This window comes from Pseudobacter sp. (genome assembly GCF_051955275.1).
Classification (GTDB): Bacteria; Bacteroidota; Bacteroidia; order Chitinophagales; family Chitinophagaceae; genus Pseudobacter.
In genome coordinates this window covers 1-16,366 of sequence record NZ_JBQCGW010000065.1, presented here as the reverse complement: position 1 = coordinate 16,366, position 16,366 = coordinate 1, and the positions used below count along the sequence as shown (strand labels likewise).

11 protein-coding genes and 1 pseudogene are annotated in these 16,366 nt (G+C 48.8%); 10 read left to right on the top strand and 2 right to left on the bottom strand.

Annotation, left to right across the window (positions count from 1 at the left end; translation table 11 throughout):
* The first annotated feature begins 354 nt into the window (after positions 1-354).
* Positions 355-1,491, top strand: a complete 1,137-nt coding sequence (locus ACTHMC_RS06105; protein WP_440411763.1) for a porin — start codon at positions 355-357, stop codon at positions 1,489-1,491.
* 21 nt (positions 1,492-1,512) lie between these two features.
* Positions 1,513-2,943 carry an anion permease gene (locus ACTHMC_RS06100; protein WP_440411761.1) on the top strand — a complete coding sequence of 477 codons (1,431 nt, stop codon included), beginning with the start codon at positions 1,513-1,515 and terminating at the stop codon, positions 2,941-2,943.
* On the opposite strand, the gene ACTHMC_RS06095 is transcribed toward ACTHMC_RS06100, so the two are convergent.
* A complete protein-coding gene (locus tag ACTHMC_RS06095) occupies positions 2,903-3,307 on the bottom strand; it encodes a VOC family protein (protein WP_440411759.1) in 405 nt (134 codons plus the stop codon). The genes ACTHMC_RS06100 and ACTHMC_RS06095 overlap by 41 nt on opposite strands.
* A 60-nt stretch (positions 3,308-3,367) precedes the next feature.
* Entirely contained in the window at positions 3,368-4,165 is a 798-nt protein-coding gene (locus ACTHMC_RS06090; RefSeq protein WP_440411757.1) for a DUF6597 domain-containing transcriptional factor, read from the bottom strand.
* A gap of 90 nt (positions 4,166-4,255) precedes the next feature.
* Here ACTHMC_RS06090 and ACTHMC_RS06085 point away from each other — a divergent pair, with 90 nt between their 5' ends.
* The 8 genes and pseudogenes from ACTHMC_RS06085 to ACTHMC_RS06050 form a co-directional block, all read left to right on the top strand.
* Positions 4,256-4,867, top strand: coding sequence for an RNA polymerase sigma-70 factor (locus ACTHMC_RS06085; protein ID WP_440411755.1), 612 nt, complete (start codon positions 4,256-4,258; stop codon positions 4,865-4,867).
* Between the two features lie 67 nt (positions 4,868-4,934).
* Positions 4,935-6,206, top strand: a complete 1,272-nt coding sequence (locus tag ACTHMC_RS06080) for a FecR family protein (RefSeq protein ID WP_440411753.1) — start codon at positions 4,935-4,937, stop codon at positions 6,204-6,206.
* Between the two features lie 217 nt (positions 6,207-6,423).
* Positions 6,424-10,035: a SusC/RagA family TonB-linked outer membrane protein gene (locus ACTHMC_RS06075; protein ID WP_440411751.1), complete on the top strand. Its 3,612-nt coding sequence runs from the start codon at positions 6,424-6,426 to the stop codon at positions 10,033-10,035.
* 19 nt (positions 10,036-10,054) lie between these two features.
* The gene (locus ACTHMC_RS06070; protein WP_440411749.1) at positions 10,055-11,473 is read left to right on the top strand and encodes a RagB/SusD family nutrient uptake outer membrane protein; all 1,419 of its coding nucleotides are present in this window, start codon (positions 10,055-10,057) and stop codon (positions 11,471-11,473) included.
* A gap of 26 nt (positions 11,474-11,499) precedes the next feature.
* Positions 11,500-12,429 (top strand): hypothetical protein, encoded by a 930-nt coding sequence (locus ACTHMC_RS06065; RefSeq protein ID WP_440411747.1) that lies wholly within the window; start codon positions 11,500-11,502, stop codon positions 12,427-12,429.
* 137 nt (positions 12,430-12,566) lie between these two features.
* A complete protein-coding gene (locus tag ACTHMC_RS06060; protein ID WP_440411746.1) occupies positions 12,567-13,496 on the top strand; it encodes an ATP-binding cassette domain-containing protein in 930 nt (309 codons plus the stop codon).
* 21 nt (positions 13,497-13,517) lie between these two features.
* A complete protein-coding gene (locus ACTHMC_RS06055; RefSeq protein ID WP_440411744.1) occupies positions 13,518-15,845 on the top strand; it encodes a Gldg family protein in 2,328 nt (775 codons plus the stop codon).
* Positions 15,846-15,859: 14 nt separating this feature from the next.
* Positions 15,860-16,366 (top strand): annotated as a pseudogene (locus ACTHMC_RS06050) (MutS-related protein); the annotation flags it as partial.

Here is a 16,366-nt window from a genome sequence, read left to right as displayed (position 1 = left end):
GTATGCAAAGGCTGCTCAATGCAATCTCTTCCTGGACCCTCCGGATATGATCCGGTACAGTCTGATGGATAAAAAGGACGCACAGCATATTTTTGATCATACGTATTCATATGCTATGCGCCAGCTGGAGATATTGAACAGGCAGCCTGCCTGAAATTTTCGCAGTATGCCGCCAGTAGCTCTCCTCTGGCGAGTTACTTATATTTGTTCGCCTCCGGCGAACACCATGTCGCCGGGAGGTGACGGAATAAAAGTCACTCGCGGGACGCGAGCGACTGGGCACACTCTTTTTTTCGGTTATATAAGAATAATTGATTATTATTAAGTACCAGTTGATCAATTATTCTATAGCTTATGAGAATATCGATACTCTGTTTCTTCCTTTTGTTGTCGTTTTCCCTCCTTGCACAGACCAAACGTGATACGAGTATTTCCAATTATTCAGCTTATAAAAGATCCCTGAGTTTTGCCGGACTGCTGCAGACGCGGTATACCTATTCGCTCAATAAACATGTGGATGTCAATGGTAAGCATTTTCCGGATACGGTTAGAGGCAATACCAATAGCTTTTCGCTTAAGCGGGTACGCTTTCAGGCGAAAGCGCAGATCAACGACCATTTCGATGCCGCCATACTGGTGAATTTTGCTGATTTCAGTAATTCCAATCTTGCTTCCAAAGTACTGGAGAATGCGTTTATACGATATTCCCTCAGTCCATATTTTCATGTGATCGCCGGACAGTACCGTCCTTTTTTCGGCATTGAAGATGCCATTCCGGTTGACCTGATCCGGTCTCTCGATTATTCCAACCAGTACATGGCCTTCGGCAGCAGCGGCTGGCAGAGCTTTCAATTGGGGGTTGGCGTATATGGAAATATCAACCCGGATTCTTCGGTTGTGCCACTCCGTTATTTTGCGGGAGTGCACAACGGGAATAATAAGAACCAGCCCACAGATAATGACAATTCCAAACATATGTATGCTCGTATCGAGGCTGATCTCGGCAAGCGGATCACCCTCGGTGTGAATGCCGCCAATGGCAGTACGCAGGAGCAGCATGGCAGCGCCTGGGGTGCGGATATACGTACGCATTTCAAACTGGCGGAGAAATGGAGCCTTAACCTGAATGCGGAATACAAGGAGGGAAGCAATTTTGCGGCTTACAATGCTTTTGCCGGAAGTCCAGGGCCTGACATCAGTGAATTCAAAATGAGCGGTTTTTATATCTTTCCACAGCTGCGTTATGAGTTCAGACATCCGCGTATGCGGGCAGTAGAGTTATCATCGCGCTATGAATATTTTGACGAAAGCACAAAGCGCAACAGTAATCCAAGGCAGACCCTCATACCCATGCTGATGATGGAGTTTGCAGATAATTATTTTGTATGTCTGCAGATCGGGGTCAACATCGATCTGTACAAAACAGATATTCCGCATACCACGCAGTACTCACACAGTGCGGCGGTTGCACAGTTGCAGATCCGGTTCTGATCATCTTTATAAACAACTACTATGCAGGAAATCAAATTGAAGGCGCTGGGTATTACAGTTCTGATCGGTCTGATCATCTGGTTTATTCCTGTGCCTGAAGGGGTGGCTCCGAATGCCTGGCATCTGCTGGCCATCTTCCTGGCCACTATCATCGGCATCATTCTCAAAGCAGGCAGCATGGGCACCATGGCGATGCTCGGCATATCCATGTGCGCCGTTACGCAGGTACTGGCGCCAGGTGATCCTGCCAGGGCCGTAGCCAATGCATTGAGTGGATTTGGTAATTCTACCATCTGGCTGATCGGGCTTGCCTTTTTTATTGCTCGTGGGTTTATAAAAACCGGACTTGGCACCAGGCTTGCTTATTATTTTATCAGGCTCTTCGGAAAAAGCTCACTGGGACTGGCTTACGGGCTGAATACAGCTGATCTGATACTGGCGCCTGCCATCCCCAGCAATACGGCCAGGGCAGGTGGTGTGATCTTTCCCATCATGAAATCCATTGCTGTGAATATGGGCTCATTGCCGGAAGATGCAGCCACGCATCGTAAGATCGGTGCCTTTCTTACGCTCAGTAGTTACAATGCCAATATGGTTACATCGGTGATGTTCCTCACGGCCACTGCCAGCAACCCGATGGCGCAGAAATTTGCAAAAGACCTGGGCATCCATATCACATGGGGCAGTTGGGCAATCGCTGCACTGGTACCCGGACTGGTCTGTTTTATTTTACTCCCGCTTTTTCTTTATCGTTTCTTTCCGCCGGAACTGAAAGTCACCAAGGAAGCGCCGGCCATTGCTGCACAGAAACTGAAAGAGATGGGGCCGATCACTACAAAGGAATGGCTGATGGTAGGCACATTTGTGCTGCTGCTGGTATTGTGGATCTTCGGAAACCTGTTCCGGGTGGATGCCACTACCGGTGCTTTGATCGGCCTGTGTGTGTTGCTGCTCACCAGTGTGCTCAACTGGGAAGATGTGAAATCCGAGAAAGGAGCATGGGATACTATCGTGTGGTTTTCTTCGCTGGTGATGATGGGATCCTATCTCAATTCACTTGGCTTCATCAGCTGGTTCGGTCATGTTATCGGTAACGAAATAGCCGGGCTCAGCTGGCAGTGGGCATTTCCACTGATCATTCTTGTATACTCCTATTGTCATTATATGTTCGCCAGCGCTACTGCACAGGCAGCCGCCATGTATGGTGTATTCCTTTCAGTTGGTATTGCCGTGGGAGTGCCCGGCACCATGCTGGCCATCTTCCTGGGGGCAGCAGCCACACTGATGGGATGCCTTACACATTACGGGCATGGTCCTGCACCCATCTTTTTCGGATCAACCTATGTTGATATGAAAGACTGGTGGAAGCATGGTTTCTTCATCAGTGTGCTCTTTCTGCTGATATGGTTTGCTATTGGTGGCCTGTGGTGGAAGGTGATTGGGTTGTGGTGATCCACCAGGTATTCCCGAATGGATCCAGCACGCCACAGGAACGGCCATAGGACTGATCGGCTGGCTCCATCACAGAACTGGCACCCGCCTGCAGCGCCAACTGATAACTTGCATCGGCATCGGCCACATGCACATACAAACCGGCCGTCATGGGCGTCCATTGTTCTGATGCATTGGCATACATGATAGTGCTGTCGCCGATATAGATCTCTGCATGCATCAGTTCACCGTTTTCGCCACGGCGTATCATTTTTTCAACGGCGCCGAATACTTGCTGAGTGAAGGGCAGAAACTCTTCCGCATTGCGGATGATGAGGTAGGGCATTACTCGCTGATAACCTTCCGGGATAAAAATTGCTGACATGATTTTTTTTTTACAAATCTAGGGGCAGGAAGAAAATACAAATAGGAAAATTCCGACAACTTACACATCGCGCCATTCGATGCCTTCCGGCCTGCCGTGGAAATACTGCCGGGGGTGATAACCGGAGAATGATTTGAACTCGCTGATGAAATGGCTCTGATCGTAATACCCACAGGCATGCGCGATATCTGTGAGGCTGCGGTGTTGATTGCCGTAATCATTGAGTGTTGATTTGAAGCGGCTGATACGGTACAGCAGCTTGGGGCTCAGTCCTGCAAAGTCTTTGAATTTTCTTTCGAGTGTTCTTTCGGACATGCAGAACATGCCGGAGAGTGCGGGGATACTATTGATGTCTTCCGCCTGAATCACATGGCGGATGGCGTTGAACACGGCTTCGTGCTCAGCTAACCGGTTCTGTAATTTCTGCTCCAGGTAATTCCCAAGGATGACTGCGCGTTGATGATGACTGACGGCCTGGAATATTTTATCCTGCAATACCCTTCCTTCATTGCCCAATAGCGTCACCAGTTCCGGCATTTCGCCGGTGAGCTCATGAGCGGGCACTTTGAACAGCAGGGGAATGGCAAAAGGATAAAGATAAGCGCCGAAGATGCCGAAGGGCTCATGCGTTATATATCGTTTGTAAAGAGTGGTTTGTGCTGCCAGCCCCGCATAAAAAGGATTGCCCTGAACATCAGGTTCATGGAACAGTCCTTTATAATGAAAGATCAGTTCTGCGCATCCATCGGCCAGGGAGCGGTAAACATAAGGCTGCGCCTCCTGGTTCCCCTCGAAGGCCCAGAAGCATTTCACGAAAGGACTGAGACTTACAGGCGCATCGATAGTCTGGTATTGCATTGCCGTGGATTTGCCTGTACAATTTACGAATTTGTCAGGCGCAGCAGGAGTGAATTATTTATAACTGATTACATTTGTTGGCTTAAGCAATTGGAAAGCAACTATTCGTCATATCAGGAAAATGAGCTGCTGGCAGGTCTCCGGTCAGGAAGCGAGCCTGCTTTTGCGGAGGTGTACAAACGCCTGTATAAGCGAGTGTACCTTTTTGCCAGCAGGTTTTTGGAACAGCCCGCTGATGCGCAGGACCTTACAGCCGAAACCTTTGTTCAGTTATGGAACAGGCGGACGGAGTTCTACACCCTCGACGGGGTAGCTGCTTTTCTGCATGTGACCGTTCGCAATAAATGCTTCAACCTGCTGAAGCATCTGCATATGAAGGAGGGAAAGAAAGAAGAACTGTTGCAATTGCTGAATGAACAGGATGATGAGGATTTCTACATAGAAAAAGTGCAATCGGAGCTTTTGGGCAGGATCTATGCGGAAGTGGACAAACTGCCTCCCCGCATGCGCGAAGTATTTCTTCTTTCTTACCGCGAAGGGCTCAAACCCGCCGAAATAGCAGAACGCCTTCAGATAAAAGTGCAGACTGTTACCAATCAGCGGGTGAGCGCCATCAGGCTGCTGCAACAGGCGCTGGGACAGGATCCTATGGCCATGATCCTCCTGGCAGTGATCAGCCGGGGAGCCGGTTTCTTATCCTGATAAAAAAAATCAAAAAAAATAAAATACGGATGGTTGGTTTTAATCATCCGGTTGTAGAATAAATAGTATGACCACTGTTGACCAGATAGCAGACATATTGCTCAGGCATTTACAGGGCAATCTTTCCGAAGCGGAACAGCAACAGCTGCAGCAGTGGCTGGAAGCTTCTGCTCAACGGCGTCATTTTTTTGCGCAGCTGGATGATGAAGAAAAACTGCGTGAGCAGCTGATGCTCTTCCTGCCCGGTACGGAGCAAGCCACGGAACAGGCCATCCTGGCTAAGATCCATGATATCAGGAACAGGGAAACAGCAGCAGAAAAAGAAGAGGCTATTGTGTTGCCTCTCTGGAAGAGAGGCTGGGTAAGGTATGCAGCCGCCGTGGTGCTGATGGCGGGAGGAATTACTTATTTCTGGATGGCAGGCAACAACGATAAACCAGTGAATAATCCTGAATCCCTGGCCAAAACAGAGATCCTGCCCGGTAAAACAGGTGCGGTGCTGACCCTGGCCGATGGAAGGCAGGTGGTGCTTGACAGTGCCGGCAATGGCGTCATTGCCACGGAAAGCGGTACACAGGTGATACTGGATAATGGTAAACTCCTCTATGACCTCGATAAAGAAAGAGGAGGCGCGATCCAGTTCAATACCATGAGTACACCAAAGGGCAGACAATTCCAGGTTGTACTGCCAGATGGAACAAAAGTGTGGCTCAATGCCGCCAGCTCCATCCGATATCCGGTAGCTTTTGCTCCGAACGAAAGAAAAGTTTATGTAGAAGGTGAAGCTTATTTTGAAGTGGCGAAGGATATGCACCGGCCATTCCTGGTAGGCGTGAACAATACAGCCGATGTGGAAGTACTGGGAACCGAGTTCAACGTGAATGCTTATGACAATGAAAAAATGGTGCGCACCACCCTGGTGAATGGTGGCGTGCGCGTATCCGCTCAGCAGGCAGAACCCACGGCTGACGGGCGTTCGAGCGACGTGGTGCTCAAGCCCGGACAACAGGCTAAAGTAGTGAGCATCGCAGCAGGCAATGCACCACGTAACGGAAAGAACCCGGTTACAATAGCAGATGATGTGGACATCGAACAGATCACCGCCTGGAAGAATGGCTTCTTCAATTTTGGTGAGAATGTTGATCTGGGTGAAATGATGCGGCAGCTCGAAAGATGGTACGATATAGAAGTAGTATACGAGAACGGTGTTCCGGAGAAAAGTTTTCTGGGTGAGATCCCCAGGCATCTGCCTCTCAAAGATGTACTCGATATCCTGCAACGGACGGAAGTATCCTTCCGTCTGGAAGAAGGCAGGAGGTTGATAGTACTCAATAAATAAGGACCTTATCCCCCTGTTTCATACTGATCATTTTCAACTGAAAATAAAAAACCGCCACGGATTGCGGCCGTGACGGTAATGATTTCAGTTGATCATAAACGGCTTTGCATTCACATTTACTAACAACCAAACCACTTTGCAATTTATGCAAAAAAACTGCTATTGGCTACCGGACCGGTTCAAAGAAATCCGGCGGCGTACGAAAACCTTCATGGTTATGAGATTGACTACTATTTTGCTCACCGCGGCTATTCTGCAGGCCAATGCTTCAGGCCTCGCCCAAACTGTAACCGTATCAGGGAAGAACATTCCCCTGAAAAAACTATTCGCGGCCATCAAACAGCAGACCGGCTACGTGGTTTTCAGCAACACCAATGCCTTCAAAGATGCCCAGGGTGTTACGCTTTCCGTGCGGGATATGCCGCTGCGCACCCTGCTGGACTCCATTTCCGGTGATCTGAACCTCTCTTATGTGATCAAAGAGAAGACCATCGTGCTTAGCCGCAAAGCACTTCCTTCCGCAGCGATAGACCCGGTGATTGCAGCCGCTTTCATTCCCCCAGCAAAGGTTTCAGGGGTGGTGCGTACCTCTACTGGCGAACCCCTGATTGGGGCATCCATCACGCTGAAAGGCGCAGGGTCAGGTAAGGTTACCGGTTCCAAAGGCGACTTCACTTTCGGTTCTTTACCTGAAAATTCCGTGCTGATAGTGAGTATGCTGGGCTACGAGCCCATCGAAATCGCCATCCGCAAATCCGGCGAAGGATATACAGCCGTTGTTGTCAACGGCGGACAGAATAAAGGCTCCATCAAGGTTTCATCCGGCGCTAATGTTACCATCGATGTTACTCTGAAATCCAGGGAAACACAAATGAATGATGTGGTGATCACCGGTTACATGAACGTTGACAAAAGCAAATATGTAGGCGCCGTTACCGTGGTGGATCCTGAGAAGATCAAGATCGCCGGTGAAGTGAGCATCGACCAGATGCTGCAGGGTGTTGTACCCGGTATGCTGGTAACCATGCCCTCCGGTCAGGTTGGTTCAACTCCAAAGATCAGAGTGCGTGGTACCTCCACCATCCTTGGTAACCAGGAGCCACTCTGGGTGGTTGACGGTGTGATCCAGCGCGATCCCCTCCCCATGCCCAACGGTAGCGGTTCACTGGCGGGCGATATGGGAGAGCTCAGGCTCATCGCTTCCAACTCCATCTCCTGGCTGAACCCCAACGATATTCAAACGATCACCGTACTCAAAGACGCCTCTTCCACAGCCATTTATGGCTCACAGGCGGCCAACGGTGTGATTGTGATCACTACCAAGAAACCAAAGGCCGGACAAATGTCTGTGAACTACTCCGGTAGCTTTACGGTAGGTCAACGTCCGCGCTATTCCATGTATGACCTGATGAACTCTCAGGAACTGATGCAGTTCTCCAAAGAAGTGTATGAGGCCCGCGACAGTTACACCTACGAAATTCTCCCTATCGGTTACGGTGGATTGATCCAGAAGCTCCAGAACAAGGAGATCGACCAGGCAACCCTCGAGCGCGAGTACAGGAAGATGGAGAACATGAACACAGACTGGTTTGACCTGCTTTTCCGGAATGCCTTCAGCCAGAACCATAGCATCAGCATTGGTGGTGGTACTGACAGGCTGAGCAACAGGACCTCATTCAACGTGCAGCAGCAGAAAGGGGAAGCCATCGGCAACGACCTGCTTACTTTCTCTGCTACCTCCAGCACTACTGCCAAATTGAACGACCGCCTGCAAATGAGCTTTCTGTTGAACGCAACGGTGCGTCAGGCTGATGGATTTGCTTATGGAGTGGATCCTTTTGAGTATGCTTACAATACCTCCCGCACACTCCCAATGTTCAATGATGACGGTACGCTGTTCTATCATTACAAACGAGGCACCAGTTCAAATTCCCTTCCCAGCAAATTCTTCTATAATTACAATATTCAGAACGAGCTGGACAATACAGGAAATACCAATAACACCAAGTCTTTGTCTTCAACTGTTGACGCAAGATATAAGTTGTCGAAAGACCTGCAATACCAGGGCCTCTTCTCTTACAATGTGGCTGCCACGGATGTGAAATCTTATGCCACCGAGCTCAGCAACTATATCACACAAGCCCGCGGTTATGAATTCGGTTCTGTGCTGAACAACGGCCCGCAGGAACTGGCCAGCGCACTGCCTTTCGGCGGTCTGGCACAAATGCAGAACAGTACCAACAGGGGCTGGACATGGCGCAACAGCATCGTGTACGACAAGCTCTTTGGTGAGAAGCATGCCGTAACTGCACAGGCAGGTATGGAGGCAAGATCCACTATCACCGAAGGGAACAACAATACACGTTACGGCTACCTGCGGTACCGTGGTGAGCAATATGCTCCAGTTCCATTGACAGTTGTTCCAAACGGAAACGGTACTGCAACACCGCTGCATGAACTGATGCGCGCCAATTCCAGCATCGTAAATACACAGGTGAACTACCTGAGCCAGTATTTCTCCGGTGTCTATGCATATGACCAGCGTTATATTTTCAACGTGAATGCACGCCTGGATGCGAGTAACCGTTTTGGTCAGGATAAAAACAAACGCTTTCAGCCAACATGGTCAATGGGCGCAAAATGGAGGGTAGGCAATGAGCATTTCCTGAGCTCCCTCACATGGCTTAATTCATTTGATCTCTCTGCTTCATTTGGCTACCAGGGTAATACTGTTGAAGCTGTTTCTCCTTACCTCATCGCTACCGATGGTGGTTTGAGCCCCATCTTCAAACAATATACGCTCTCTATCAAATCACTCCCTTATCCGAACCTCGGATGGGAGAAAACCAAATCATGGAATATCGGAGCTGACTGGTCGTTCTTCAATGGAAGGTTGAATGCAACACTTAACTGGTACACCAAAACCTCCAATATACTTGCATCCCGCGAAGTGCCTGTTGAGAACGGTATGAATTCCGCAGTGGTATTCGGTTCGGAAATGGAAAACAAAGGATATGATTTCATCATCAACGTAGTGCCCATCCGCACCAAAGACCTTACCTGGCAATTCTCTGTGAACACAGGAAGGGCAAGGAATACGCTGAAGAACAACCAGCGTATCAATACAAGAGCTGACTATCTGGGTGGCATGGCCATTGTGAATGGCGAAGCTTATTCCACTTTCTATTCTTATTCATACCAGGGACTTAACCCAACAACAGGAAGGCCGATGTTCAATAACATGAATATCAAGCCTACTGCCAATGACCTGGAGTACCTGGTGAGAAGCGGTAAAACCGAGCCTGATTTCAATGGTGGTTTTCAAACAAGCATCCGCTACAAGAGCTTTTCATTCTCTGCACAGTTTGCTATGGCCTTCGGTGCTCAGAAACGTTTACCTGTATTCTACAATGCTACAGGAGCTCCTACACCTGAACAGAATGCACCGAGATTGTTGAATGACCGCTGGAAGAAGCCCGGGGATGAAGCCTGGACGAATATTCCTTCAGTTCCTGCCGGCAACCCCAATCGCATGAACATCAATCTGCCAACCATCGCTTATGTAAATATCTCTCCTTATGAGATGTACAACAATTCAGATCTGCGTGTGGCTGATATCGATTTCATCCGTTGCCGCCAGATCTCTGCAACTTATGACCTGCCACAGACTTTCCTGAACAAGATCAAGACCAAACGCATGAGTGTGGCACTCAGCCTGGCAAATCCTTTCCTCATCACCTTCGATGAAAAATGGAACGGATATGATCCTGAAACAGGAGGATGGCCTGCAAGAAGAACTGCATCCCTGTCAATTAACATGGCGCTCTAATCTTTAATGTGTGATGACAATGAAAAAACAAATAATCTATATAACTGCAATACTGGGATGGAGCCTCTTGGGAAGCTGTTCCAAATTCCTGGAAGAGAAAAGCCAGAGTGAAGTGATTCCCAAAACCACCGTGGATTACAGGGAACTGCTGATGGGTTCCGGATATTATCCCCGGACAGAACCTGCTGCATTCCTGTATTTCATGGACGATGATGTGGAGTTCAATTCCACTTACGATAATGGATCGGCTGTGGGCAGTTCAACTGCTAAAACCAGTTTCCCGATATTCACCTGGCAGCCTTACTTTGTTGACTTCAACGGGTTGGGCGATCCCGTTGCGCAGGATCCTGCCAGTACCGGCTACTATTCTTACTATACCTGGATCAAAGGATGTAATGCGGTGCTGGATAATATCGATAATGCCATCGGTACACAGGCAGAGCGCGACCGTGTGAAAGGCGAAGCCCTTGCGGTCCGGGCCTTCTACTACTGGCGCCTGGCTGAGATGTACGGAGAACCTTATAACGTTAATCCATCATCGCTGGCTGTGCCTTTGAAACTCAACTCCGGTATTGATGAGCAATACATGAAACGAGCCACAGTACAGGAAGTATATGATGTGGTGCTGCGCGATCTGAAAGAAGCAGTGAGACTTATGGACCCGCTGCCTGTGGTACGTATGGATTTTCATATCAACCAGCCTGCCATTCATATCCTGCTTTCCCGGATCTATCTCTTCATGAATAACTGGGCAGCCAGTAAGGAAGAAGCCAATAAGGCTTTTGAAATGGGCAGCCGCCTCTGGGATATGACAGCGCTGACGGCAGCGTATGTACACAATTACAGCAACCCTGAAGTGGAATGGATGTATGGTGGTGGTACACAACCTGATCAGTCTACTTACATTCCATCCTCCTCGCTGCTTTCCCTGTTCCATCCTGATGATGCACGTCGTAAATGGGGCTTTGGATCTTCCGGGCCGGGCGCCAATTACCTTTTGGTTACCAAACTTTCTACCGGCGTTGAACTGGTACAGAATATCCGTACATCAGAAGCTACGCTTAACAGAGCAGAAGCCAATGTAATGCTCAATCAGTTGCCTGAGGCCATGAATGACCTCAATGCTTTGCGCAGATACCGCATCACCAATTATGTTGATGAGAATATTACAGATAAGGCGCAGTTGCTGCAGGCTATTCATGATGAGCGCAGAAAGGAATTCTGTTTTGAATTATTCCGCTGGTTCGATCTCCGCCGTAACGGAATGCCTTCCATTTCACACGTATACAAGGCTGATCCGGGTGGCCCCGATCTTACCTATGTGCTGAAGGAGCGTGATCCGATGTATACCCTGCCTTTTCCCAATATCCTCATCATCCGTAACCCGGCGATGGAGCAGAATCCGTCCGCCAAATCAGGCGAAAGGCCAGGAAACTGATTCACTAACGTTTAACATTATTCGAAATGAAAAATATATTCATAGCCGGATCGCTCGCAGCCATGCTTTTCGTTTCCTGCAAAAAGGATAAGGCTATCGGTACGCCGGTTGAAATAAAGCCTGATTATGCATTGCCGCAGGCTGGCGCCTCAACGGCCGACAATAACAGGGTGGTTCAATTGTTCAATGATTACGGGTCTTATTTCCTGTATGTGTATACCCAAAAGGATTTCGAGTGGACGCAGGCTACCAGCACCGGCAACTCCAGGATCGATACGGCCGTTCTTGGCAATCCTCAGTATGTAGGAGCGATGCTTGATTACCTGAATGATGTGTGGCTTAAATTCCTGCCGGCAGATTTCAAAAAGAAAGGCGGTATCCCTTATCGTATATTCCTGGCCGATAGTATCCGGCAGTACAGGACCGGTTATCCTCCGGGCATGGAATATCTCTATACTGATATCAAGGTTTCCGGTAAAGCCATAGGCTTTGCAGGTATGAACAGCGGTCTGCTCACCATGACACCGGCTGTTAAAACCACCAGGAAGCTGGCGCTTACTACTGCCATCTGGAATTACTATCTGGGTAATAATATCGTAGATATTCCTGCATCTTTCTACAATGTGAGCAACTACACAGCTGCGGCTCCGGCCACTCCGCTGAATACATCCAATCCCGCCAATGTGGAAGCTTACCGTCAGAAAGGTTTCCTTCCCAATGGATATAATGCTGTATCGGGAGCGCCTTTCGAATGGCATAACGGAGCATTCTCCTGGACCAATGCGAAATCGAATGATATCTCGGCATTCATTTTCAACCTGACCCAGCGCACCGATGCGCAAATGGCTTCTTACCTCACTTATCCGCTCATCAGGCAGAAGTGGGACATCCTCGTGAATCATTTTCAGACAAAATATGGTATCGATGTGCGTGCAATAGCAAACGCTACCTACTAGAATCAGCTCAATACTGTTCCCCCGCATGCCGGGGGAACAGTTCCCAAAACTTTAATGCATAGTGAGAAACATCACTAAAAAAATTGTAAACGAAAGTTTACCCAGGCATCTTTTTCCCATAACCTAAAGTTGAATGAATGGAAAATCCCATTGTTAAAGTAGAAAACCTGAGTCACCGCTACACCGCGCAGTGGGCCATCAGGGATATAAATTTCGAGATCCGCGAAAAAGGCGTTGTAGGCCTGCTGGGATCCAATGGCGCCGGGAAATCCACCACCATGAACATCATCTGTGGTGTGCTCAAGCAAACCAAAGGCGATGTGTTCATCAATGGCGTGAACCTCAAAGACAAACCGGTTGAAGCAAAGCGAAATATCGGTTTCATGCCCCAGAAACTCCCGCTCCACCTGGATTTTACAGTGGAAGAATACCTGACCTACTGTGCCGATCTCCGCATGATCGATAAGCATAAAGTGAAGGAAATGGTAGGAGCGGCTGCAGAAAGATGTGGTGTTGCCCATTTCCGTGGCAGGTTGCTCCGCAATCTCTCCGGTGGTTACCAGCAGCGTGTGGGCATTGCACAGGCCATTGTGCACAATCCCAAATTCGTGGTGCTGGATGAGCCAACCAACGGTCTCGATCCCAATCAGATACTGGAAGTGCGTAACCTCATCAAGGAAATTTCTCAGGACAGGTCAGTGTTACTTTCCACGCACATCCTCACAGAAGTACAGGCCACCTGCCAGGACATCAAGATGATCGAAGAAGGCAAGATCGTATTTGCCGGCACCATCGAAATGTTCGACAACTACATCGAACCAAATTCTCTTATCCTCAGCCTGGATACTCCACCGCTGCAGGATGAAATTCTGAAACTGGAAGGCGTTCGTTCCGTAGAGCAGATGGCTCCCTACAAATTCAGACTGGGTTATGATGGCGACAAGCGTACTGCGCAGAAGATAGCTGCTGCCAGCGTGAACAACGGCTGGGGCCTTATGGAACTGATGATCGAAAAGAGTTCTCTCGATGCTGTGTTTGCCAGCCTGTCGAAGAAAAATCCAAATTAAAAAACAGATAAAAGGAAATAAATGAGACGGATTTTAAAGATCGCGAAAGCGGAATTGTTCACCTTATTCTATTCACCGATTGCGTGGATGATCCTGATCGTGTTCGCATTCCAGACAGGGATGACATTTGCAGAACTGTTACAGGATGTAGTACGCGCGCAGGATACCGGCTTCGGTAACTCCTTCATTACTGCAGGTGTTTTTGGCGGTCAGTTCGGGCTACTCAATAAGGTGCAGGAATACCTTTACCTCTACATGCCACTGCTCACCATGGGCCTCATGAGCCGTGAACTGAGCAGCGGCTCCATCAAACTGCTTTATTCCTCACCTGTTACCAGCACCCAGATCATCCTCGGCAAATTCAAAGCCATGATGGGTTTCAGCCTGATAATGATGGTGCCACTCATTATCTACACCATCATCAGTGGCGTGGTGGTTGAGAACTTCGATCTGCCAAATGTGTTGTCCGGACTGCTGGGGATTTACTTGCTGATGTGTGCTTATTCGGCCATCGGCCTGTTCATGAGCTCACTCACTTCCTACCAGGTAGTGGCTGCGCTCGGTACGCTGGTTGTACTGGCCCTGCTCAGTTATATGAACAAGGTTTGGCAGGACATCGCTTTTGTACGCGATCTCACCTACTGGTTAAGCATTTCAGGCCGTACCACAGAAATGATCAATGGCCTGATCAACAGTGAAGATGTGCTTTATTTCTTCATTGTGGTAAGCATGTTCCTGATGCTGAGCATTCTTAAACTGCAATCGAACCGCACCCATTCTTCCTTCTCTGCCGTATGGAGTAAATATTGTGGCGTGGTGCTGGCGACAGTATTGCTTGGATACATTACATCAAGGCCTGTTCTGATGGGCTATTACGATACTACCGCTACCAAACGCAATACACTTACTCCCAAGAGCCAGGAAGTGATGGGCAAACTCGAAGGAGGGCTCACCATCACTACTTACGTGAACCTGCTGGACCGCGAATACTATCATGCCATTCCTTCCAAAGTGAATGAAGACCTGGAACGTTTCAAACAGTATATCCGCTTCAAGCCTGAAACAAAGATGAAATATGTGTACTACTATGATACGCCCAGCAACAACTCCTGGGTGGAGAACCGTTTCCCTAAAAAATCGCTGGCTGAGCAGGCGAAAGGTGTGGCCGATATGCGCGACCTGGATGTGGATATTTTCATGCCCCCTTCCGAACTGAAGAAGACTATCGACCTCACCGATGAAGGAAACACATTTGTGCGCCTGGTGGAAAGAGAGAATGGTCAGAAAGCGTGGCTCCGTATTTATGATGACTTCATGAAATTCCCGGGCGAAGCGGAAGTTACTTCCGTATTCAAACGCATGGTGATGAAACTGCCAAGGATCGGATTCCTCGGCGGACATGGAGAACGTATCATAACCGGCGATAAGATCAAAGATTATTCACTCTTCGCTTCTGCCAAAACATTCCGCTATGCGCTCACCAACCAGGGCTGCGATGTGGAAACACTCGATCTCAGCGGCAATAAAGAAATCCCTAAAGAAATAGATGTGATCGTACTGGCTGATCTTAAGAGCAGTCTCGATGCCACACAACAACGCAAGCTGGATGAGTACATCGCCAGAGGTGGTAACCTGATCATTGCTACCGAGCCGAACAATCCTGTGATGGATTCACTTATGGCTCAGTTTGGTGTAGGGACCCTGCCCGGACAACTGGTTCAGCCAAAAGAAGAAGTACTGGCCAATATCGTACTCACCAGGCCAACCACGCAAGGCATTGCCCTGAATGAACATTTCAAATTCCTCAATGAAAGAAGACTGTTCGTAGGGATGACCGGTGCAGCCAGCCTGGTACAGACTGCTGATAAAGGGTACAGGGTAGAGCCCATTCTCCGTACAGATTCCATCAAGCTCTATGCAGTGCCGGATACCTTCCCTACCTGGAATGAGAAGGAGACCATCGATTTCATGAATGATTCTCCACGCGTGAACAATGCAATAGGAGAGAAGATCGATCAGCATGTTACTGCCATGGCGGTTTCAAGAAAAGTAGGGACCAAAGAGCAGCGTATTATCATCCTGGGGGATGCAGACTGCATCAGCAATGGAGGCATGCGTCCACAGACCAGAAGGTTTCAGACTTCCAACTTTACCATCATCCCTGGAATGTTCCATTGGCTCTCTTATGGAAATGTTCCGGTTGATGTGAGCAGACCGCCTTCTCCTGACAGGGAGATAGCGCTTACCAAGAACGGCGCCAAGCGGATCAAGTATTCACTCATGTGGATCGTTCCGGGCATCGTACTGGTGGCCAGCACCATCCTGCTGATCAGAAGAAAAAGGAAATAATAAAAAAGAAGTGCATGAGCCTCATCACCGATAAACAAACGCTCGACGATCTGAATATTTTCGGAAAAAGAGGAGCGAACGCGATCTACAATATATTCAACCGCGCCTTCACCCGTGGGGGCGCGGAATTGCTGGAGGAGATTTTCCGCCGCCCGCTCGCTGACATGGACGCCATCAATCAGCGCAGTGCCACCATCCGTTTCTTTGCTTCATCATCAATCCCTTTCCCGTACGAGAACGAATGGTTTGATGCGGCGGAACATTATCTTCAGCAAACCGATAACAGGAGCATGCTCAGTGAAACCGAGAATACCCTCGGCAGAAAATTCAACCAGCTGATTGCAGCGGATACGGAGTTGAAGGAAATCCAGAAAAGTGTGGCGGCCCTGGTTCATATCCTGCGTGCAACGGATGGATTGCTGAGTGAAATCGGTGTAAAAGCGGCCGGAACGCCTTATGCTGCTGAGTTGCAGCAGATGCAGCAATTGGTGCATGCTCCTGAACTGCAACCTGCATTACAG